At 65.6% G+C, this 20,398-nt stretch carries 20 protein-coding genes; all 20 read left to right on the top strand.

Annotated elements, in window-relative coordinates; all coding sequences use genetic code 11:
- The first annotated feature begins 21 nt into the window (after positions 1–21).
- The 20 genes from MJ122_RS01510 (at position 22) to motD (ending at position 20,368) form a co-directional block, all read left to right on the top strand.
- Positions 22–1,317: a flagellar hook-length control protein FliK gene (locus MJ122_RS01510; protein ID WP_239741918.1), complete on the top strand. Its 1,296-nt coding sequence runs from the start codon at positions 22–24 to the stop codon at positions 1,315–1,317.
- A gap of 388 nt (positions 1,318–1,705) precedes the next feature.
- Positions 1,706–2,227 carry a flagellar basal body-associated protein FliL gene (fliL, locus tag MJ122_RS01505; protein ID WP_088416726.1) on the top strand — a complete coding sequence of 174 codons (522 nt, stop codon included), beginning with the start codon at positions 1,706–1,708 and terminating at the stop codon, positions 2,225–2,227.
- A 9-nt stretch (positions 2,228–2,236) separates the two neighbouring features.
- On the top strand, positions 2,237–3,208 hold the full coding sequence (gene fliM, locus MJ122_RS01500) for a flagellar motor switch protein FliM (protein WP_017520287.1): 972 nt from the start codon (positions 2,237–2,239) through the stop codon (positions 3,206–3,208).
- Positions 3,209–3,230: 22 nt separating this feature from the next.
- The gene (gene fliN / locus MJ122_RS01495; RefSeq protein ID WP_017520288.1) at positions 3,231–3,701 is read left to right on the top strand and encodes a flagellar motor switch protein FliN; all 471 of its coding nucleotides are present in this window, start codon (positions 3,231–3,233) and stop codon (positions 3,699–3,701) included.
- Between the two features lies 1 nt (position 3,702).
- Positions 3,703–4,182, top strand: coding sequence for a flagellar biosynthetic protein FliO (gene fliO, locus MJ122_RS01490; RefSeq protein ID WP_017520289.1), 480 nt, complete (start codon positions 3,703–3,705; stop codon positions 4,180–4,182).
- Positions 4,183–4,259: 77 nt separating this feature from the next.
- Entirely contained in the window at positions 4,260–4,970 is a 711-nt protein-coding gene (gene fliP, locus MJ122_RS01485; protein WP_172419188.1) for a flagellar type III secretion system pore protein FliP, read from the top strand.
- 106 nt (positions 4,971–5,076) lie between these two features.
- Positions 5,077–5,346, top strand: coding sequence for a flagellar biosynthesis protein FliQ (gene fliQ, locus MJ122_RS01480; RefSeq protein ID WP_017520291.1), 270 nt, complete (start codon positions 5,077–5,079; stop codon positions 5,344–5,346).
- Positions 5,346–6,122: a flagellar biosynthetic protein FliR gene (gene fliR, locus MJ122_RS01475; RefSeq protein ID WP_088416728.1), complete on the top strand. Its 777-nt coding sequence runs from the start codon at positions 5,346–5,348 to the stop codon at positions 6,120–6,122. Before fliQ ends, fliR begins: the two co-directional genes overlap by 1 nt.
- Positions 6,122–7,258, top strand: coding sequence for a flagellar biosynthesis protein FlhB (gene flhB / locus MJ122_RS01470; protein ID WP_088416729.1), 1,137 nt, complete (start codon positions 6,122–6,124; stop codon positions 7,256–7,258). Before fliR ends, flhB begins: the two co-directional genes overlap by 1 nt.
- A gap of 88 nt (positions 7,259–7,346) precedes the next feature.
- Positions 7,347–8,618, top strand: coding sequence for a YgcG family protein (locus tag MJ122_RS01465; protein ID WP_239741916.1), 1,272 nt, complete (start codon positions 7,347–7,349; stop codon positions 8,616–8,618).
- 141 nt (positions 8,619–8,759) lie between these two features.
- Positions 8,760–10,883, top strand: a complete 2,124-nt coding sequence (flhA, locus tag MJ122_RS01460) for a flagellar biosynthesis protein FlhA (RefSeq protein ID WP_088416731.1) — start codon at positions 8,760–8,762, stop codon at positions 10,881–10,883.
- 15 nt (positions 10,884–10,898) lie between these two features.
- The gene (gene flhF, locus MJ122_RS01455) at positions 10,899–12,209 is read left to right on the top strand and encodes a flagellar biosynthesis protein FlhF (RefSeq protein WP_088416732.1); all 1,311 of its coding nucleotides are present in this window, start codon (positions 10,899–10,901) and stop codon (positions 12,207–12,209) included.
- Positions 12,210–12,373: 164 nt separating this feature from the next.
- Positions 12,374–13,201 carry a flagellar synthesis regulator FleN gene (gene fleN, locus MJ122_RS01450; protein ID WP_017520297.1) on the top strand — a complete coding sequence of 276 codons (828 nt, stop codon included), beginning with the start codon at positions 12,374–12,376 and terminating at the stop codon, positions 13,199–13,201.
- A complete protein-coding gene (fliA, locus tag MJ122_RS01445; protein WP_026079185.1) occupies positions 13,198–13,947 on the top strand; it encodes an RNA polymerase sigma factor FliA in 750 nt (249 codons plus the stop codon). Before fleN ends, fliA begins: the two co-directional genes overlap by 4 nt.
- Positions 13,948–14,144: 197 nt before the next feature.
- A complete protein-coding gene (locus MJ122_RS01440; protein ID WP_085988857.1) occupies positions 14,145–14,519 on the top strand; it encodes a chemotaxis response regulator CheY in 375 nt (124 codons plus the stop codon).
- A gap of 19 nt (positions 14,520–14,538) precedes the next feature.
- Positions 14,539–15,321, top strand: a complete 783-nt coding sequence (locus tag MJ122_RS01435; RefSeq protein WP_017520299.1) for a protein phosphatase CheZ — start codon at positions 14,539–14,541, stop codon at positions 15,319–15,321.
- Between the two features lie 32 nt (positions 15,322–15,353).
- Complete coding sequence (locus tag MJ122_RS01430) at positions 15,354–17,552, top strand: chemotaxis protein CheA (protein WP_239741915.1); 2,199 nt, start codon at positions 15,354–15,356, stop codon at positions 17,550–17,552.
- Positions 17,553–17,611: 59 nt separating this feature from the next.
- Positions 17,612–18,730, top strand: coding sequence for a chemotaxis response regulator protein-glutamate methylesterase (locus MJ122_RS01425; RefSeq protein ID WP_239741913.1), 1,119 nt, complete (start codon positions 17,612–17,614; stop codon positions 18,728–18,730).
- Complete coding sequence (locus MJ122_RS01420; protein WP_017520302.1) at positions 18,730–19,470, top strand: flagellar motor protein; 741 nt, start codon at positions 18,730–18,732, stop codon at positions 19,468–19,470. The genes MJ122_RS01425 and MJ122_RS01420 overlap by 1 nt, the downstream gene beginning before the upstream one ends.
- A gap of 13 nt (positions 19,471–19,483) precedes the next feature.
- The gene (motD, locus tag MJ122_RS01415; RefSeq protein WP_026079186.1) at positions 19,484–20,368 is read left to right on the top strand and encodes a flagellar motor protein MotD; all 885 of its coding nucleotides are present in this window, start codon (positions 19,484–19,486) and stop codon (positions 20,366–20,368) included.
- Positions 20,369–20,398: the final 30 nt, after the last annotated feature.

Raw genomic sequence — 20,398 nt, 5'->3', positions numbered from 1 at the left:
TCACATCAACGGAGAACTCCGATGGCTGTCGCCCCGGATATTTTATTGACGCCCACGCCTGACTCCAGGCCCAAGGCGGCGCTCTCCAAGCCTGCGCAGAATTCGCCAAATACCAGCAACGACAAGGGCTCCAGCTTCGCCGACGTCTATGCGCAGGAGCAGCGTCCGGCGGCCAGCGAGCGCCCGGACAAAGCGCCCAAGGCCAAGACCGAAAAGCCCAGGGACGGCGCCGACAAGGATTCCAAGGTCAGCGACGCCAAGGACGCCGCTGCCGCCGACAAGCCAGCGCTTGCCGAAGACGGCAAGGCCTTGCCGGCCGATGACGTCAGCCAGGCGGAGGCGGACAAGGTGGCCGGGGGCGATGAGAATCCCGAGGCGACCCTCGACCCGTTGCTGATGCTGGGCATGACCGGCCAACTGCCCGTCACCGAGGCGCCGCCGCTGGTGGTCAGCAGTGGTATTGGCCAGCAGACCGCGGCCAGCACCGATGGCGATCTGGAGAAGCTCAACGTGCTGCCGGGAGTGATCGCCGGGGCCCAGGACCAGGCGCAGCAGACGCAGGCCGTCGGTGACCTGGCGGCCAAGGCCAAGACCGGCGATGCGCCGGTTGACGGCAAGGCCAAGCCGGACCTTTCCGCCGCCCTGGCTGCGCTGGACCCGGATGCCACCGCCAGGAGCGCCGCAGGCAAGCTGACGGAAGGCGCCCTGCAGGCCAGCGTCGACCTGAGCCAGCAACTGCCGGAATTGCAGGTGGAGGCCAAGCCGGAAGCGCCGCGCAACGACACCTTCGCCGCGCGCCTGGATTCGCTGACCCAGGCGCTGAACACGCCGCAGGCCATGACCAACCGCCCGGTGAATCCGCTGGTGCCGGGGCAGCCGGTGTCGGTGCAGCAGAACGGCTGGACCGACCAGGTGGTGGACCGGGTGATGTGGATGTCTTCGCAGAACCTCAAGTCCGCCGAGATCCAGATGGACCCGGCCGACCTCGGTCGCCTGGAAGTGCGCATCCACATGAGCGCCGACCAGACCCAGGTGAACTTCATCAGCGCCAACGCTGGCGTGCGCGAAGCGCTGGACAGCCAGCAGCACCGCCTGCGCGAGATGTTCAGCCAGCAGGGCATGGGCCAGCTGGACGTCAACGTGTCCGACCAGTCCGCCCGTGGCTGGCAGCAACAGCAGCAGGGGGATGAGCGTGGCAGCTCGCGGCGCGTGGCCGGCCCTGACAGCGGTGATGACGAGCCGATGATCAGCGGCGTATCGGAAATCCGCCCGCAGACGGCGGCGCAGGGCAGGGGACTGGTGGATTACTACGCGTGATCCCTGGCGATCCTGAGAGCGATGGGCGTGGCCTTGTAGCGCCCTCTCCCTGAAGGGAGAGAGGCGTTGTTCGCAGCGCGCTGAACGATCGGCGCTCGCCGGATGGCACATCACTTGGCACTGCACGGTTAGCTCACTCTCCCTTCGGAGCGGGGCGTGCAGCCAGGGCTGGGAGAGGGGAGCCCCGAGCACCAGGCTCCAGCCTGGATTCGCCCCCTGGTCGACCTGTCTGGGGCGTCCCAGGCGAAAATTCTTACGCTCCCCGTGACATCCTCCGTCTAGCCTGTAATATCCGCGGCGGCGCCAGTCGGACAATTCCGAACTGGCACAGCCCTTGCTGTTACCCCGGTATCAGCGCATCGCGCCGCAAATGTGACGGATTATTGGCATGGCCAAGAAAGAACAGACGCCTTCTCTCCCTGATGGCCAGGCGCCCGGCAAGGGCAAGCTGAAGCTCATCATCATCATCGCGCTGGCCTTCCTGCTGGCGGTGGGCGCGTCGGTGGGCGGCACCTGGTTCTTCCTGCACAAGAGCGCCAAGCCCGAAGCGGCTGAGGCCAAGGCCGCGGAACACGCCGAGCCGACGAAGAAGCAGGCGGTGTACGAGATTCTCGCACCGTCCTTCGTGGTCAACTTCAATCAGAACGGCCGTCAGCGCTATCTTCAGGTGGCCGTCGCCCTCATGGGCCGCGACCAGGCGCAGATGGATGCCCTGCGCGAGCAGATGCCGCTGGTGCGCAACCAGTTGGTGATGCTGTTCTCGAGCCAGAATTTCGACAACCTGGTGACGCCGGTCGGCAAGGAGATGCTGCGCCAGCAGGCGACCAGCAGCCTTCAGGAACTGGCGAAGAAAGCCACCGGTCAGTTGACCGTGGAGCAAGTGCTTTTCACCAATTTCGTATTGCAGTAGGTATCCGCCATGGCCATGCAGGATCTACTTTCCCAGGACGAGATCGACGCGCTGTTGCACGGCGTCGACGACGGCCTGGTGGAAACCGAGTCCGACGTCGAGCCGGGGGCGATCAAGTCCTACGACCTGACCAGCCAGGACCGCATCGTCCGGGGCCGCATGCCGACCCTGGAGATGATCAACGAGCGGTTCGCCCGCTACACCCGCATCAGCATGTTCAACCTGCTGCGTCGCTCGGCGGATGTCGCCGTGGGCGGCGTGCAGGTGATGAAGTTCGGCGAATACGTGCACTCGCTGTACGTGCCCACCAGCCTCAACCTGGTGAAGATGAAGCCGCTGCGCGGAACCGCGCTGTTCATCCTCGACGCCAAGCTGGTGTTCAAGCTGGTGGACAATTTCTTCGGCGGGGACGGCCGCCATGCCAAGATCGAGGGCCGCGAGTTCACTCCCACCGAGCTGCGGGTGGTGCGCATGGTCATCGAGCAGGCCTTCGTCGACCTCGCCGAGGCCTGGCACGCGGTGATGCCGATTGCCTTCGAGTATGTGAACTCCGAGGTGAACCCGGCGATGGCCAACATCGTCAGCCCCAGCGAAGTGGTGGTGGTCTCCACCTTCCATATCGAGCTGGACGGCGGCGGCGGCGACCTGCACATCACCCTGCCTTACGCGATGATCGAGCCGATCCGCGAGATGCTCGACGCCGGCTTCCAGTCCGACGTGGACGACCAGGACGAGCGCTGGATCAACGCCCTGCGCGAGGACATCCTCGACGTCAACGTGCCGGTGGGCGCCACCGTCGTGCGTCGCCAGCTCAAGCTGCGGGACATCCTGCACATGCAGCCGGGCGACGTGATCCCGGTGGAGCTGCCCGAGCACATGATCATGCGCGCCAACGGCGTGCCTTCCTTCAAGGTCAAGCTGGGTTCGCACAAGGGCAACCTGGCCTTGCAGATTCTCGATCCGCTCGTGCGTCCGCGCTGAGCGAATCCCCAGAGGACCCACCATGTCAGACGAAGAAAACGTAACTCCCGAAGAACAGGCGCTGGCCGACGAGTGGGCCGCGGCACTGTCCGAGTCCGGTGACGCCAACCAGGATGACATCGACGCGCTGATGGCCCAGGGCGGCGCCACGCCGGTGGTCCCGGCCGCACCGCGTGCGCCGATGGAAGAGTTCGGCATGGCGCCCAAGGCGCCGACCATCGCCGGCCTCGAAGGCCCGAACCTGGACGTGATCCTGGATATCCCGGTGACCATTTCCATGGAGGTGGGCCACACCGACATCAGCATTCGCAACCTGCTGCAGCTCAACCAGGGCTCGGTGATCGAACTCGACCGCCTGGCCGGCGAGCCGCTGGACGTGCTGGTCAACGGCACCCTGATCGCCCACGGTGAAGTGGTGGTGGTGAACGAGAAGTTCGGCATCCGCCTCACCGACGTGATCAGCCCCAGCGAACGCATCAAGAAGCTGCGCTGACATGGCCGGCCTGCTCGCTAAGCTGTCCGTCCTGCCGCTGGCAGGGCTGTCGCTCCTGGCTGTGGCCGAAGAGGCCGCCAAGGCGCCGGCATCCAACCCGGCCATCGTCCATGCCAGCTCCACGCCGAGCCTGATCACCGGCAGCGCCGGCGCACAGCTCATGCAGTTGCTGCTGGGCCTGGTGCTGGTGGTTGGCCTGATCTTTCTGCTGGCCTGGCTGGTGCGCCGCGTGCAACAGGTCAGCCCGCGCAGCAATCAGGCGATCCGCCTGATCTCCAGCCAGGCGCTGGGCCCGCGCGATCGGCTGGTGCTGGTGCAGGTCGGCGAGGAACAGGTGCTGCTCGGGCTGACTCCCGGCCGCATCACGCCGCTGCACGTCATGCGCCAGCCGGTGCATGCCGCCGAATCGGAAGCGGCGCAGCCGGAATTCGCCCAGCGCCTGCTGGAATTGCTGAACAAGGACAAGGGCCGCCCGCAGTGACCCGTTCGCCGAACCTCTCCGCTCTGGTCGGTGCGCTCAAGGCCGTCGCGCCGCTTCTGCTGGCCCTGCTGGCGCTGATGGCGCCGCAGGCCTTCGCCGCCGATCCTACGCAACTGACGGCGATCACCGTGACCACCAACCCGCAGGGGCAGCAGGAGTACTCGGTCAGCCTGCAGATCCTGCTGATCATGACCGCGCTGAGCTTCATCCCGGCGTTCGTCATGCTGATGACCAGCTTCACGCGGATCATCATCGTCTTCTCCATCCTGCGTCAGGCGCTGGGCCTGCAGAGCACGCCGTCGAACCAGATCCTGGTGGGCCTGGCGCTGTTCCTGACGATGTTCGTGATGGCGCCGGTCTTCGACAAGATCAACAGCACCGCGCTGCAGCCCTACCTGAACGAGCAGATCCCCGCCCAGGAGGCGATCAGCCGCGCCGAGGGGCCGATCAAGGCCTTCATGCTGGCGCAGACCCGGCAGTCGGACCTGGAGCTGTTCGTGCGCCTGTCCAAGCGCACCGACATCCAGAACGCCGACGCCACGCCCCTGACCATCCTGGTGCCGGCGTTCGTCACCTCGGAGTTGAAGACCGCGTTCCAGATCGGTTTCATGATCTTCATTCCGTTCCTGATCATCGACCTGGTGGTGTCCAGCGTATTGATGGCGATGGGCATGATGATGCTCTCGCCGCTGATCATTTCATTGCCGTTCAAGATCATGCTGTTCGTCCTGGTGGACGGCTGGGCGTTGATCATCGGCACCCTCGCCGGCAGTTTCGGGACGGTGTAGCGATGCTCTCTGCTCTTGTAGGAGCGAGCTTGCTCGCGAACCGAAATGGCACAAAAGCTTCGCGAGCAAGCTCGCTCCTACAGGCTGCTGCGAAAGAGGACCGACCATGACTCCCGAAGTTGCCGTAGACCTGTTTCGCGAAGCGCTCTGGCTGACCGCCATGATCGTCGCCATCCTGATCGTCCCCAGCCTGCTGGTGGGGCTGCTGGTGGCGATGTTCCAGGCCGCCACGCAGATCAACGAGCAGACCCTGAGCTTCCTGCCGCGCCTGATCGTGGTGCTGCTCACCCTCATCGTGCTGGGCCCCTGGCTGATCCGCCAGCTGATGGAGTACACCCAGACGCTGATTACCAGCATCCCCACGCTGATCGGCTGATGCTCGAGCTCAGCAACGCGCAGATCGGCAGCTGGATCGGGTCCTTCCTGTTCCCGCTGTTCCGCATCGCCAGCCTGCTGATGGTGATGCCGATCTTCGGCACCCAGCTGGTGCCCACCCGCGTGCGTCTCTACCTGTCCCTGGCGATTGCCGTGGTGCTGGTGCCCAGCCTGCCACCGATGCCACAGGTCGATGCGCTGAGCATGAAGGCCATGTTCCTGATCGGCGAGCAGATCCTCATCGGCGCCATGCTCGGCTTCGCCCTGCAGCTGATGTTCCACGCCTACGTCATCGCCGGGCAGATCATCTCCATGCAGATGGGGCTGGGCTTCGCCTCGATGATCGACCCCACCAACGGCATTTCCGTGCCGGTGCTGGGTCAGTTCTTCACCATGCTGGTGACCCTGCTGTTCCTCTCCATGAACGGCCACCTGGTGGTATTCGAAGTGCTCGCCGAGAGCTTCGTGACCCTGCCGGTGGGCGAGGGCCTGTCGGGTAACCACCTGATCACCGTCGCCGGCAAGCTCGGCTGGGTGATCGGCGCCGGGTTGATCCTGGCGCTGCCGGCCGTCACCGCGTTGCTGGTGGTCAACCTCGCCTTTGGTGCCATGACCCGCGCCGCGCCGCAGCTGAACATTTTCTCCATCGGCTTTCCGCTGACCCTGATCATGGGCTTCATCATCGTCTGGATCGGCAGCGCCGACGTTCTCTCCCAGTACCAGTCGCTTGCCAGCGAAGGGTTGCAATTGCTTCGCGAACTCGTGGGGGCCCGCTGATGGCCGAGAACGACAGCAGCGAAGACAAGACAGAGGAACCCACAGAGAAACGGCGCCGGGAGGCGCGCGAGAAAGGGCAGCTGCCGCGATCCAAGGAGCTGAACACCCTGGCCGTGCTCGTGGGCGGCGCCGGGGCGCTGCTGATGTACGGCGCCAACCTGGCCGACGCGCTGATGCGCCTGATGCGCGGCAGCTTCGAGCTGGACCGCGCCACGGTGATGAACAGCGAGAGCATGCTCAACCTGCTGGCGGCGGCGGCGAAGATCGCCGGCGACGGCGTCTGGCCGATTCTTGCCGTGCTGCTGGCGGCGGCGCTGATCGGCCCGGTATCGCTGGGCGGCTGGCTGTTCTCGGCGGAGGCGCTGGCACCCAAGTTCAGCCGGATGAACCCGCTGGAAGGGCTCAAGCGCATGTTCTCCATACGCTCGGTGGTGGAGCTGTCCAAGGCGCTGGTGAAGTTCGCGGTGGTGCTGGCGGTGGCGATCCTGGTGCTCAAGTCCGACCAGGACGACCTGCTCGCCATGGCCCACGAACCCATGGAACAGGCGCTGATCCACTGCGCCAGGGTAGTGGGGTGGAGCGCGTTCTGGCTGGCCTGCAGCCTGATGCTCATCGCCGCCTTCGACGTGCCCTACCAGCTCTGGGACAACCGCCAGAAGCTGATGATGACCAAGCAGGAGGTCAAGGACGAGTACAAGGACTCCGAAGGCAAGCCGGAGGTCAAGGCCAAGGTGCGCCAGATGCAGCGCGAGATGGCCAACCGCCGGATGATGCAGGCGGTGCCCCAGGCCGACGTGGTGATCACCAACCCGACCCACTTCGCCGTGGCCCTGCAGTACGACCCGGCCGCCAGCGGCGCGCCCAAGCTGCTGGCCAAGGGCAACGACTTCATGGCGCTGAAGATCCGCGAGATCGCCCAGGAGCACAAAGTCACGGTGCTCGAATCCCCGGCGCTGGCACGGGCGGTGTACTACTCCACCGAACTCGATCACGAGATTCCCGCCGGCCTCTACCTCGCCGTGGCCCAGGTGCTGGCCTACGTCTACCAGCTCAAGCAATACCGCGCCGGCAAGGGCAAGCGCCCGGGGCCGATGCCGGACCTGCCGATCCCGCCGGACCTGCGCCGCGACGAGTGATCCGCAGGCGCCGCGGGTGCAGTAGCATGGTCGGCTTGCGCTCGGCGTCGAAGGCTCCGGGCGGCCTGTTCAGCCAAGGGAACGTTTCATGCTTCGGGATTCCTTCGCCGGCCTGCGCTTCGCGTTCTGGCTCTTTCTCTGCCTCCTCACCTGCGTCCAGCCCGGCTGGGCTGACGCGCCTGCCGATGGCGGCGTGCTGCTGCCGCTGAACGAGCGCGTGGTGGATGTCACCGGCACCCTCGATCCAGCCTCCAGGGCCCGCCTGATCGACAAGCTCAAGGCCCTTGAGGATCGCCGCGGCGCGCAGATTGCGGTGGTGATGTTGCCCACTGTTGGCGAGATGGGGATCGAAGCCTTCTCGAACCGACTCTTCAACCTCTGGAAGCTTGGCCGCAAGGGCCTGGATGACGGTGTGCTGCTGGTGGTGGCCAAGGACGACCGCCTGATGCGCATCGAGGTCGGCTATGGCCTGGAAGGCGCGATTCCCGACGTGCTGGCCGGGCGCATCATCCGTGAGCGCATGGCGCCGGCCTTTCGCGAGGGCAATTACGCCGGCGGCATCGAGTCGGCGTTGGACGCCCTGATCACTCTGGTCGATGGCGAGACGCTGCCCGAACCCGTCCCCGAACCATTGCACCTGCCACTGGAAGCCTGGTTGTTGCTGGCGTCTTTCGTCGCGGGTGGCGTGGGCGGGGTGCTGCTCGCGGCGCGTCGAATGGGCTGGCGTGGGGCTCTGGCACTCGCTGCCGTGGTCGTCATCGGGGTGGCGCTGCTGGCCAGCGGCACGGACACCGTGGCGACCGTGGCGATCTCGCCCTTCTGCCTGCTGATCGGCGGCGCCACCTTCGGCGCGCTGTGGACGGTTCGCGCGGTGTTCTATGCCGTGCTCGGCCTGATCGCCTACTGCATCCTGCTCGGCTACCTGACGCCGCGATTCGGCGGCCTGCTCTGGGTCTATGCGCTGGCCGCCCCTGCGGCGCTGATGATCATCCTGGGTCTGTGGTGGTTGCTGATCTCGATGATGCGCGATGCGTGGCGCGGCGGGAGCCCGGGTCGGAAAGGACGCAAGCCGGCCAGGGGACGGGGCGGCCGCAAGGCCTTTTACTGGCGCCTGGCAGTCTTCATCGGCCTGTACCCTTTGCTCGGACTGGCTATCGGTGCGCCGGCCGCTCCGCTGAACTGGCTGCTGCTGTTGCCCTTCATGTGCCTGCCGGGGCTGCTGGCATTCGGCGCGGGGCAGGGTGGTGCGGGGGCAGGCTCAGGCTCCGGTGGCAGCTCGTCCAGCGGTAGCTCGGGGGGTGGCGGATTCTCCGGTGGCGGCGGCTCCAGCGGCGGTGGCGGCGCATCCGGGGGCTGGTGAGAAGGCCCGCTCTGTTCCAGGCATTTCAGCTCTTTCGAGAAAGTTGGAACGCTTCCTGCAAAACCCTGTGCGGATGCCGGTTGGGCGTCAAAAGTTTGATCCGGTGGCCGTCAGGGTCGCCAACGCGCAGGGGAAATTCGGGTGGATCGCACGCAACTGATCGGCACTGTTCGCAGCAATCTGGTAGGGCTCAGCCGGGGCAACCTCGGCGTGCCCCTGCTGTTGCTCGCCATGCTGGCGATGATGACCCTGCCCATCCCGCCGTTCCTGCTGGATGTGCTGTTCACCTTCAACATCGCCCTGTCCATCGTGGTCCTGCTGGTCAGCGTCTACGCCCTGCGCCCGCTGGATTTCGCCGTGTTCCCGACCATCCTGCTGGTCGCCACCCTGCTGCGCCTGGCGCTGAACGTCGCGTCCACCCGCGTCGTGCTGCTCCACGGCCACGACGGCCATGCGGCCGCGGGCAAGGTGATCCAGGCATTCGGTGAAGTGGTGATCGGCGGCAACTACGTCGTCGGTATCGTGGTCTTCGCGATCCTCATGATCATCAACTTCGTGGTGGTCACCAAGGGCGCCGGGCGTATCTCCGAGGTAAGCGCGCGTTTCACCCTCGACGCCATGCCCGGCAAGCAGATGGCCATCGACGCCGACCTCAACGCCGGCCTGATCGAGCAGGCGGAAGCCAAGAAGCGTCGCGCGGAAGTCGCCCAGGAAGCCGACTTCTACGGCTCCATGGACGGTGCCAGCAAGTTCGTCCGCGGTGACGCCGTCGCCGGCCTGCTGATCCTTTTCATCAACCTCATCGGTGGCGTGGCCATCGGCATGATCCAGCACTCGATGAGCTTCGGCGATGCCGGCAAGGTGTACGCCCTGCTGACCATCGGTGACGGTCTGGTGGCGCAGCTGCCCTCGCTGTTGCTGTCCACCGCTGCCGCGATCATGGTGACCCGCGTTTCCAGCGCCGAGGACATGGGCCAGCAGGTCAACCGCCAGATGTTCGCTTCGCCCAAGGCGCTGGCGATCTCTGCCGCCATCCTGATCGCCATGGGCCTGGTTCCGGGCATGCCGCACGTGTCCTTCGTCGGCCTGGGCGGCCTGGCCGCCGCCGGCGCGTACCTGATCTGGCATCGCCAGCGCCAGGCCAGCCAGAAGGCCGAGCAGGAAGCCCAGACCCAGCAGGAACTGCTGCCGGCGCAGCGCGCCGAGCAGACCAAGGAGCTGGGCTGGGACGACGTGACCCCGGTGGACATGGTCGGCCTGGAAGTGGGCTACCGCCTGATTCCGCTGGTGGACCGCAACCAGGGCGGCCAGCTGCTGGCGCGGATCAAGGGCGTGCGCAAGAAGCTCTCCCAGGACCTGGGCTTCCTCATGCCGTCGGTGCACATCCGCGACAACCTCGACCTGCTACCCAACGCCTATCGTTTGACGCTCATGGGCGTCAGCGTGGCGGAAGCGGAGATCTACCCGGACCGCGACCTGGCAATCAACCCCGGCCAGGTGTTCGGCACCCTCAACGGCATCGCCGGCAAGGATCCGGCCTTCGGCCTGGAGGCCGTGTGGATCGAGGCCTCGCAGCGCGACCAGGCGCAGTCCCTGGGCTACACCGTGGTCGACGCCAGCACCGTGGTCGCCACCCACCTGAACCAGGTGCTGCACAAGCATGCCCACGAGTTGCTCGGTCACGAGGAAGTCCAGCAACTGATGCAGCTGCTGGCCAAGACCTCGCCCAAGCTCGCCGAGGAATTGGTGCCGGGGATGATTTCCCTGTCGACCCTGCTCAAGGTGCTGCAGGCGCTGCTGCAGGAACAGGTGCCGGTGCGCGACATCCGTACCATCGCCGAAGCCATCGCCAACGTGGCGGTGAAGAGTCAAGATCCCGCCGCGATGGTGGCGGCGGTTCGTGTCGCGCTGTCCCGCGCAATCGTGCAAACCATTGTGGGACTAGAGCCGGAGCTGCCTGTGATCACCCTGGAACCCAGGTTGGAACAGATATTGCTGAATAGTCTTCAGAAGGCCGGACAGGGCTCCGAAGACGGCATGTTGCTGGAGCCCGGAATGGCCGAGAAGCTGCAACGCTCGATGGTTGAAGCGGCGCAGCGCCAGGAGATGCTTGGCAAGCCTGCAATTCTGCTGGTGGCGGGTCCGGTCCGCGCGATGATGTCCCGATTCGCCCGGATGGCAGTCCCCACCATGCATGTGTTGGCGTACCAGGAAATCCCCGACAACAAACAAGTCACGATTGTCGCCACTGTTGGGCAGAACTGATTGAGGTCCAAGGCCATGCAGGTAAAACGCTTCTTCGCCGCCGATATGCGTCAGGCCATGAAACTGGTCCGCGACGAGCTGGGCCCGGACGCCTCGATCATCGGCAACCGCCGTGTCGCCGGCGGCGTGGAGCTGACCGCGGCGCTGGATTACCAGGCCCCGGTGGCGGCCAGCAAGCCGAACCCGGCGCTGGAGGCCGAGCTGCGCAAGACCCAGGCGAAGATCGCCCAGGCGAAGGCGGACCTGTCGGCTCCCGCCCGTGCCGGCGATGGCGTGCGCAAGGACCGTCAAATGTACGGCACCGAGAAGCCGCGTCGCAGCGCTGCCGAAACCCTGGCCGAAGCCATGGACGCACCGGTCGCCCCGGCGCCGGCCGCTGCCGGTCAGCAGGCGCTGGAGGCCATGCGCTTCGAGCTCAACGGCCTGCGTGAACTGATCGAAGTCCAGTTGGGCTCCATCGCCTGGAACCAGCTGCAGAACCAGCGTCCGAAACAGGCCAACCTGTGGCGCCGCCTTCAGCGCATGGGGCTGCCGGCCGACCTGTCGCGCAGCCTGCTGGAGCGCGTGGCTTCCATTGCCGATCCGAAGCAGGCCTGGCGCATGCTGCTGGCGCACCTGGCGCGCTCGATCAGTACCCCGGAAATCGACCTGCTGGAGCAGGGCGGGGTGATCGCCCTGGTCGGCCCGGCCGGCATGGGCAAGACCACGACCCTGGCCAAGCTGGCCGCGCGCTACGTATTGAAATACGGCGCGCAGAGCATCGCCCTGGTGTCGATGGACAGTTTCCGCATCGGCGCCCAGGAGCAGATCAAGACCCTGGGCCGCATCCTCAACGTGCCGGTGACCCTGGTCGATCCGGGCCAGTCGCTGATCCAGGCCATGGCCCCGCTGGCGCGCAAGCGCCTGGTGCTGATCGATACCGCGGGCTTGCCCGCCAACGATCCGGCGCTGCGCATGCAGCTCGAAGCGCTGTCCTCGCTGAGCCTGAACGTGAAGAATTATCTGGTGCTGGCCGCGACCAGCCAGGCCCAGGTGCTCAAGTCCGCCTGGCAGAACTATCGCTCCTGTGGGCTGGCCGGGTGCATCCTGACCAAGCTGGACGAAGCGGGAAGCCTCGGCGAAGCTCTGGCTCTGGCTATCAGCCAGCATCTACCGGTAGCCTATCTGGCTGACGGGCCGAAGATTCCCGATGACCTGCATGTGGCGCGCGCGCACCAGTTGGTCAGCCGCGCGGTGAGCCTGCAGTCGCCGGAAGAACCCAGCGAAGACGCCATGGCCGACATGTTCGCCGGCCTTTACCAGCAGCCGGTGCGTCGCGCCAGCTGAAGATTGTGAGCCCCGGGTGGGGCGTGGGACGGCCGGTTGAGCCGTCCAAGCGATGCGGATGCTCTGCAAGACGATCCGCGAGCACCGGCAGCAGTGGAGCACCGCCGCCGGATTAGCCGAAGCGTCAGAAACGCGACGGTCGAACGACGAGACAAGGTATTGATATGGGTATGCATCCCGTTCAGGTAATCGCAGTCACCGGCGGCAAGGGTGGCGTGGGCAAGACCAACGTGTCGGTGAACCTGTCGCTGGCGCTGGCCGATCTCGGCCGCCGCGTCATGCTGCTGGACGCCGACCTGGGCCTGGCCAACGTCGACGTGCTGCTGGGCCTGTCGCCCAAGCGCACGCTGGCCGACGTCATCGAAGGCGAGTGCGACCTGCGCGACGTGATCCTCCAGGGACCCGGCGGCATCCGCATCGTCCCGGCGGCCTCGGGCACCCAGAGCATGGTGCACCTCACGCCGATGCAGCACGCCGGCCTGATCCAGGCTTTCAGCGACATCAGCGACAACATCGACGTGCTGGTAGTGGACACCGCTGCCGGCATCGGCGACTCGGTGGTGAGCTTCGTCCGTGCAGCGCAGGAAGTGCTGCTGGTCGTCTGCGATGAACCCACGTCGATTACCGATGCCTACGCTTTGATCAAGCTGCTCAACCGCGACTACGGCATGACCCGCTTCCGCGTACTGGCGAACATGGCCCACAGCCCCCAGGAGGGCCGCAACCTGTTCGCCAAGCTGACCAAGGTGACCGACCGTTTCCTGGACGTGGCGCTGCAGTACGTCGGCGCCATTCCCTACGACGAGTCGGTGCGCAAGGCGGTGCAGAAGCAGCGTTCGGTGTATGAGGCGTTCCCGCGCAGCAAGGCTTCCCTGGCCTTCCGTGCGGTGGCGCAGAAGGTCGACAGCTGGCCGCTGCCGGCCAACCCACGAGGGCACCTGGAGTTCTTCGTCGAGCGCCTGGTGCAACATCCCACGGGTTCGGCCGTATGACCGCGGCCTCCGGAGCGCGTATGTACAGCAAGGCACAGGCGCACAACTCCCAGGAACTGCTGATCCAGAAGCACGCGCCTCTGGTCAAGCGCATCGCCTACCACCTGCTCGGCCGTCTGCCGGCCAGCGTGCAGGTGGAGGACCTGATGCAAGCCGGCATGATCGGCCTGCTGGAGGCCGCGAAGAAATACGATTCAGGCAAGGGTGCAAGCTTCGAGACCTACGCCGGCATCCGCATCCGCGGCGCCATGCTCGACGAGGTGCGCAAGGGCGACTGGGCTCCGCGTTCGGTGCACCGCAACACCCGCATGGTCAGTGACGCCATCCGCGCCGTCGAGGCGAGAACCGGACGCGACGCTAAAGATCAGGAGGTTGCTGCCGAACTCAATATGAGCCTCGAAGATTATTACGGCATCCTCAGCGACACCCAGGGCAGCCGTTTGTACAGCTTCGACGACATGTTGCAGGACGGTGACCAGGGCAGTGGCTTTGCCGAGGACGCCTCGCACCACGACAACGAGCCGTCCCACGGGCTGGAAGACGAACGCTTCCAGGCGGCGCTGGCCGATGCCATCACCAAGCTGCCCGAGCGCGAGCGACTGGTGCTGGCCCTCTATTACGACGAGGAACTCAACCTCAAGGAGATCGGCGAGGTGCTGGGCGTCAGCGAATCGCGGGTCAGCCAGTTGCACAGCCAGTGCGCCGCGCGCCTGCGTTCGCGTCTGGCGGAGTGGCGCGCTCGCTGAGCATCGGGTAGTTTCGCGCCTGCTTGTTCCTAGCGAAAAGGCTGAAGGAATTTTCCCTAGGCAAGTTAAAGGCTTACGAATTTCTGGGTGACGTTCCTTTGACGCCCCCACAGCGAAGAGCGCTCGGCGCTCAATGAATTGACGGCACGCCCGCCAGGGCGCGTTTGGTATCGATGGAGGCAGGTTTGGACAAGAATATGAAAATTCTCATCGTGGACGACTTTTCCACGATGAGGCGCATCATCAAGAACCTCCTGCGGGACCTGGGGTTCACCAACACCGCAGAGGCCGACGACGGCACCACTGCGCTGCCGATGCTGCACAGCGGCAACTTCGACTTCCTCGTGACCGACTGGAACATGCCCGGTATGACCGGCATCGACCTGCTGCGTGCGGTCCGCGCCGACGAGCGCCTCAAGCACCTGCCGGTGCTGATGGTCACCGCCGAAGCCAAGCGCGACCAGATCATCGAAGCGGCCCAGGCCGGGGTCAACGGCTATGTGGTCAAGCCTTTCACCGCTCAGGTGCTGAAAGAAAAGATCGAGAAGATTTTCGAGCGGGTCGGCAGCTAAGGCCGGCATAGAGGGCGTCATGGATTTCAACGAATCCGCGGGTGACTTCGAGTCGACCCTGAAAAAACACGCGCGCGAATTGGTCGAATGCCTCGAGCAGGGCGACGTTCAGACCGCCGTGCAACTGATCTCCGAACTCAACCAGGCGCGTGATCGCGGGCTCTACCAGGAAGTGGGCAAGCTCACCCGCGAGCTGCACAACGCCATCGTCAACTTCCAGATCGACCCCAGCTCCCCGCGCGCCCAGGAAGTCTCGCAGATCGCCGATGCGACCGATCGCCTGTCCTACGTGGTGACGATGACCGAGAAAGCGGCCAACCGCACCATGGACCTGGTGGAAGAGTGCACCCCGGTGGTCATGCACATCGAGACCCAGGCCAAGGAGCTGCAGGAAGACTGGTCGCGCTTCATGCGCCGCGAATTGGGCCCGGACGCCTTCCGCGACCTGGCCAAGCGCGTCGAGCAGTTCCTCTACATCAGCGCCCAGGACAGCCGCAAACTCTCCGCGCACCTGAACGACATCCTGCTCGCGCAGGACTTCCAGGACCTCACCGGACAGGTGATCAAGCGCGTCACCAAGCTGGTGACCGAAGTCGAGTCGAACCTCGTGAAGCTGGTCTGGATGGCGGGCCAGGTGGATCGCTACGCCGGCATCGAGCATGACCACGAGAGCATGCGCGACGCGGTGGAAAAAGAAAGATCATCCAAGGGTGAAGGTCCGCAGATTGCTGCCGATACAAGAAAGGACGTCGTGTCCGGTCAGGACGATGTCGACGATCTGTTGTCCAGCCTTGGTTTTTAAGCGTCCGCTGACGCTGTAGAGGGAGCATCCGAATGAGCTTCGACGCCGATGACGAAATCCTCCAGGACTTCCTGGTGGAGGCCGGCGAGATTCTCGAGCTACTGTCCGAGCAACTGGTCGAGCTGGAAAGCCGTCCGGAAGACATGGACCTGCTCAATGCCATCTTCCGTGGGTTCCACACCGTCAAGGGTGGGGCAGGCTTCCTCCAGCTGAATGCGCTGGTGGAGTGCTGCCACATCGCCGAGAACGTGTTCGACATGCTGCGCAAGGGCGAACGCCGCGTGGATGCCGAGCTGATGGACGTGATGCTGCAGGCGCTGGATACCGTCAACGTCATGTTCCAGCAGGTGCGTGACGCGCAGGAGCCGACCCCGGCGACTCCCGAGCTGCTGGCCGCGCTGTCGCGCCTGGCCGACCCGAACGCCGCTCCTGCCGAGGCTCCCGCTCCCGCAGCTGCCCAGCCCGTGGTGGCTGCGGCTCCGGCTGAACCGGCGGCTTACGGTGACATCACCGACGATGAATTCGAACAGTTGATGGATGCCCTCGAGCCTTCCTCCGAAGCGCCTGTCGCGCCGGTTGGCAGCGGTGGCGACGACATCACCGATGATGAATTCGAAGCGCTGCTCGACCAGCTGCATGGCAAGGGCCAGTTCAGCGCTGGCGCCAAGGAGCCTGCCAAGGCGGCTGCGGCTGCCGCTGTCGAAACGCCGGCCGGTGGCGACGAGATCAGCGACGACGAGTTCGAAGCGCTGCTCGACCAATTGCATGGCAAGGGCCAGTTCACCGGCGCGAAGGAAGAAGCTCCTCCCGTCGAAACCGTTGCCCCGACCAAGCCCGAGGAAGCTGCGGCTGCGGGCGGCGACGACAACATCACCGACGACGAATTCGAGAAGCTGCTCGACGAGCTGCACGGCAAGGGGCAGTTCACCGGCGCGAAGGAAGAACCGGTCGTGGCCGCCCAGCCGCCCGCCCAGCCGGCTCCGGCGCCCAAGCCCGCTGCCGCTGCCGCCAGGCCTGCGCCGGCCAAGCCCGCCGCTGCGGCCGCCGAGAAGCCGGCCAACGAAGCGGAAACCACCGTGCGCGTGGACACCGCCCGCCTGGACGAGATCATGAACATGGTCGGCGAACTGGTGCTGGTGCGTAACCGCCTGGTGCGCCTGGGCCTGAACAGCGGCGACGAGGCGATGGCCAAGGCCGTCTCCAACCTCGATGTGGTCACCGCCGACCTGCAGTCGTCGGTGATGAAGACCCGCATGCAGCCGATCAAGAAGGTCTTCGGCCGCTTCCCGCGGCAGGTCCGCGACCTGGCGCGCAACCTGAAGAAAGAGATCAACCTCGAGCTGATCGGCGAAGAGACCGACCTGGACAAGAACCTGGTCGAAGCCCTGGCCGACCCGCTGGTGCACCTGGTGCGCAATGCGGTCGACCACGGCATCGAAGGCCCGGACGAGCGCGAGGCCGCCGGCAAGTCGCGTTCGGGCAAGGTGGTGCTGTCCGCCGAGCAGGAAGGCGACCATATCCTGCTGTCGATCTCCGACGACGGCAAAGGCATGGACCCGGACGTGCTGCGCGCCAAGGCCGTGGAGAAGGGCCTGCTGGACAAGGACGCGGCCGATCGCCTGTCCGAGTCCGACTGCTACAACCTGATCTTCGCCCCGGGCTTCTCGACCAAGACCGAGATTTCCGACGTCTCCGGCCGCGGTGTCGGCATGGACGTGGTGAAGACCAAGATTTCCCAGCTCAATGGGATCATCAACATCTACTCGACCAAGGGCCAGGGCTCGAAGATCGTCATCAAGGTCCCGCTGACCCTGGCGATCATGCCGACCCTGATGGTGATGCTGGGCAACCAGGCCTTCGCCTTCCCGCTGGTCAACGTCAACGAGATCTTCCACCTCGACCTGTCGAACACCAACGTGGTCGACGGCCAGGAAGTGGTGATCGTCCGCGACAAGGCCCTGCCGTTGTTCTACCTCAAGCGCTGGCTGGTGCCGGGCGCGCAACATGACGAGCCGGGCGAGGGCCATGTGGTGATCCTCTCCGTGGGCACCCAGCGCATCGGCTTCGTGGTCGATCAGCTGGTGGGCCAGGAAGAGGTGGTGATCAAGCCGCTGGGCAAGATGCTGCAGGGCACGCCGGGCATGGCGGGGGCGACCATCACCGGGGACGGGCGCATCGCGCTGATCCTCGACGTGCCGAGCATGCTCAAGCGCTACGCCCGTCGTATCTGACCGCCATGGGCGGGCCGCGGCTCGCCCATGTGATGGAAGAAGTTTTTTCAGGAGTGTCTATGGCTGTCAAAGTCCTGGTGGTGGACGATTCGGGGTTCTTCCGCCGCCGTGTCTCGGAGATTCTTTCGGCTGACCCGCAGATCCAGGTGGTCGGCACGGCGACCAACGGCCGCGAGGCGATTGATCAGGCCCTGGCGCTCAAGCCCGACGTGATCACCATGGACTACGAAATGCCGCTGATGGACGGCATCACCGCCGTGCGGACCATCATGCAGCGCTGCCCGACGCCGGTCCTGATGTTCTCCTCGCTGACCCACGAGGGCGCGCGGGTGACCCTGGATGCGCTGGATGCCGGCGCGGTGGATTACCTGCCGAAGAATTTCGAGGACATCTCGCGCAACCCGGATAAGGTCCGCCAGCTGCTGTGCGAGAAGGTCCACACCATCGCCAGGAGCAACCGCCGCTTCGCCGCGTACTCTTCGTACTCGTCGAGCCCGGCCGCACCGGCTTCGACTCCCGCTGCCGGCAGCGCGCGCCCGGCCGCTCCCGTTTCCTCGGGCGGCAGCCATGCGCCGGCCGCTCCGGCTGCGGCGACCTCTGCCGCCCCAAAGCGTAAGCCCTACCGGCTGGTAGCCATCGGCACTTCGACCGGTGGGCCGGTGGCGCTGCAGCGGGTGCTGACCCAGCTGCCTGCCAACTTCCCGGCGCCCCTGGTGCTGATCCAGCACATGCCGGCGGCCTTTACCAAGGCCTTCGCCGAGCGCCTGGACAAGCTGTGCAAGATCACCGTCAAGGAAGCCGAGGACGGCGACATCCTGCGTCCCGGGGTGGCCCTGCTGGCTCCCGGCGGCAAGCAGATGATGGTCGACGCTCGTGGCGCCGTGCGTATCCTCCCCGGCGATGAGCGGCTGAACTACAAGCCCTGCGTCGACGTGACCTTCGGTTCCGCGTCCAAGGCCTATGGCGACAAGGTCCTGGCGGTGGTGCTCACCGGCATGGGCGCCGATGGCCGCGAAGGCGCGCGGATGCTCAAGCAGGGCGGCGCCCAGGTCTGGGCCCAGGATGAAGCCAGCTGCGTGATCTACGGCATGCCCATGGCGGTCGCCAAGGCAGGCCTGGCCGACGCGGTTTACAGCCTCGACGACATTGGCCGGCACCTGACCGAGGCCTGCGGCTGATGGATGTCCTCAGCCTGGTCGGCCTGATTCTCGCGCTGGTCGCCATCATCGGTGGCAACTTCCTCGAGGGCGGGCACGTCGGTGCCCTGGCCAATGGCCCGGCGGCACTGATCGTAGTGGGCGGCACCCTCGCCGCCGCGCTGCTGCAGACTCCCGTGGCGGTGCTCAAGCGCGCCGTGACCATGCTGCGCTGGATGATCCTGCCGCCCAAGGTGGACCTGGTCGGCGGCATCAACCACGTCGTCGGCTGGAGCATGACGGCGCGCAAGGAAGGCCTGCTGGGCCTGGAAACCGTCGCCGATGCCGAGCGCGACCCATACGCACGCAAGGGGCTGCAACTGCTGGTGGACGGCACCGAACCCGAAGCCATCCGCAGCATCCTCGAAGTCGACCTGTACAACCAGGAAAGCCGCGACCTGGCCGCCGCCAAGGTGTTCGAGGCCATGGGCGGCTATTCGCCGACCATCGGCATCATCGGTGCGGTGATGGGCCTGATTCATGTGATGGGCAACCTCGCCGACCCCAGCCAGCTCGGCAACGGCATTGCCGTGGCCTTCGTCGCCACCATCTACGGCGTCGGCCTGGCCAACCTCCTGCTGCTGCCCATCGGCAACAAGCTGAAAAGCATCGTGCTGCGCCAGTCCTGCTACCGCGAAATGCTCATGGAGGGCCTGCTGTCCATCGCCGAGGGAGAGAACCCGCGCTCCATCGAGCTGAAGCTGCAAGGCTTCGTCGGCTGAGGGGGAGATGCGCATGCCTCGCCGCAGACGTCATGAGGAACACGAGAATCACGAACGCTGGCTGGTGTCCTACGCGGACTTCATCACCCTGCTGTTCGCCTTCTTCGTGGTGATGTACTCGATCTCCTCGATCAACGAGGGCAAGTACAAGATCCTCTCGGAGACGCTGACCGGCGTGTTCAACCAGCCGGACCGCTCGATCCGCCCGATCCCCGTCGGCGAGGAGCGCCCGCGCACCCAGCAGCCGGACGAATCGCTCAACGAGCCGCAGGACGAGGGCCAGGCCCAGGGCAACCCGGACACCCTGCAGCAGATCACCGACAGCGTGCGCCAGGCCTTCGGCGACCTGATCGCTACCGATCAGCTGTCGGTGCGCGGCAACGAGTTCTGGATCGAGATCACCCTCAATTCCAGCCTGCTGTTCCCCAGTGGCGACGCGATCCCCAACGACGCCGCCTTCGCAATCATCGAGAAGGTCGCCAGGATTCTGGCGCCTTACCGCAACCCGGTCCATGTCGAAGGCTTCACCGACAACGTCCCGATCCACAATTCGCAGTACCCGACCAACTGGGAGCTGTCCGCGGCCCGCGCCGCCAGCATCGTCCGCATGCTGGCCCAGGACGGCCTCGACGCCGGTCGGCTGGCGGCGGTGGGCTATGGCGAATTCCAGCCAGTGGCGGACAATGCCACGGCGGATGGCCGCGCACGCAACCGCCGGGTGGTGCTGGTGATCTCCCGCAACCTGGAGGTGCGCCGCAGCATCAGCGGCGTGGGCAGCGGCAAGGCGCAGCCGGACCCGGCGTTGCGGCATGCTGGCACGCAAACTGCACCAGTGGTTGCCAGCGAGGCGCCCGGCAGCGGCGCCGTCAATTCTTCGTCATCGGCAGGGACTGAATGATATGAACACCCTGAACCGAAACACGGCCTG

Source organism: Pseudomonas sp. DP-17 (genome assembly GCF_022380625.1).
Classification (GTDB): domain Bacteria; phylum Pseudomonadota; class Gammaproteobacteria; order Pseudomonadales; family Pseudomonadaceae; genus Pseudomonas; species Pseudomonas nitroreducens_A.
This window is presented reverse-complemented; position numbering and strand designations above follow the sequence as displayed.

What these genes read in the sequence shown, in the direction of transcription:
- fliQ (WP_017520291.1), top strand. Translation starts at nt 5,077, where the DNA reads ATGACTCCCGAAGTTGCCGTAGACCTGTTTCGCGAAGCGCTCTGGCTG.
- fliR (WP_088416728.1), top strand. Translation starts at nt 5,346, where the DNA reads ATGCTCGAGCTCAGCAACGCGCAGATCGGCAGCTGGATCGGGTCCTTC.
- flhB (WP_088416729.1), top strand. Translation starts at nt 6,122, where the DNA reads ATGGCCGAGAACGACAGCAGCGAAGACAAGACAGAGGAACCCACAGAG.
- MJ122_RS01440 (WP_085988857.1), top strand. Translation starts at nt 14,145, where the DNA reads ATGAAAATTCTCATCGTGGACGACTTTTCCACGATGAGGCGCATCATC.
- fliM (WP_017520287.1), top strand. Translation starts at nt 2,237, where the DNA reads ATGGCCATGCAGGATCTACTTTCCCAGGACGAGATCGACGCGCTGTTG.
- fliO (WP_017520289.1), top strand. Translation starts at nt 3,703, where the DNA reads ATGGCCGGCCTGCTCGCTAAGCTGTCCGTCCTGCCGCTGGCAGGGCTG.
- fliA (WP_026079185.1), top strand. Translation starts at nt 13,198, where the DNA reads ATGACCGCGGCCTCCGGAGCGCGTATGTACAGCAAGGCACAGGCGCAC.
- MJ122_RS01430 (WP_239741915.1), top strand. Translation starts at nt 15,354, where the DNA reads ATGAGCTTCGACGCCGATGACGAAATCCTCCAGGACTTCCTGGTGGAG.
- fliN (WP_017520288.1), top strand. Translation starts at nt 3,231, where the DNA reads ATGTCAGACGAAGAAAACGTAACTCCCGAAGAACAGGCGCTGGCCGAC.
- MJ122_RS01510 (WP_239741918.1), top strand. Translation starts at nt 22, where the DNA reads ATGGCTGTCGCCCCGGATATTTTATTGACGCCCACGCCTGACTCCAGG.
- flhF (WP_088416732.1), top strand. Translation starts at nt 10,899, where the DNA reads ATGCAGGTAAAACGCTTCTTCGCCGCCGATATGCGTCAGGCCATGAAA.
- MJ122_RS01465 (WP_239741916.1), top strand. Translation starts at nt 7,347, where the DNA reads ATGCTTCGGGATTCCTTCGCCGGCCTGCGCTTCGCGTTCTGGCTCTTT.
- MJ122_RS01420 (WP_017520302.1), top strand. Translation starts at nt 18,730, where the DNA reads ATGGATGTCCTCAGCCTGGTCGGCCTGATTCTCGCGCTGGTCGCCATC.
- fleN (WP_017520297.1), top strand. Translation starts at nt 12,374, where the DNA reads ATGGGTATGCATCCCGTTCAGGTAATCGCAGTCACCGGCGGCAAGGGT.
- fliP (WP_172419188.1), top strand. Translation starts at nt 4,260, where the DNA reads ATGGCGCCGCAGGCCTTCGCCGCCGATCCTACGCAACTGACGGCGATC.
- MJ122_RS01435 (WP_017520299.1), top strand. Translation starts at nt 14,539, where the DNA reads ATGGATTTCAACGAATCCGCGGGTGACTTCGAGTCGACCCTGAAAAAA.
- motD (WP_026079186.1), top strand. Translation starts at nt 19,484, where the DNA reads ATGCCTCGCCGCAGACGTCATGAGGAACACGAGAATCACGAACGCTGG.
- MJ122_RS01425 (WP_239741913.1), top strand. Translation starts at nt 17,612, where the DNA reads ATGGCTGTCAAAGTCCTGGTGGTGGACGATTCGGGGTTCTTCCGCCGC.
- fliL (WP_088416726.1), top strand. Translation starts at nt 1,706, where the DNA reads ATGGCCAAGAAAGAACAGACGCCTTCTCTCCCTGATGGCCAGGCGCCC.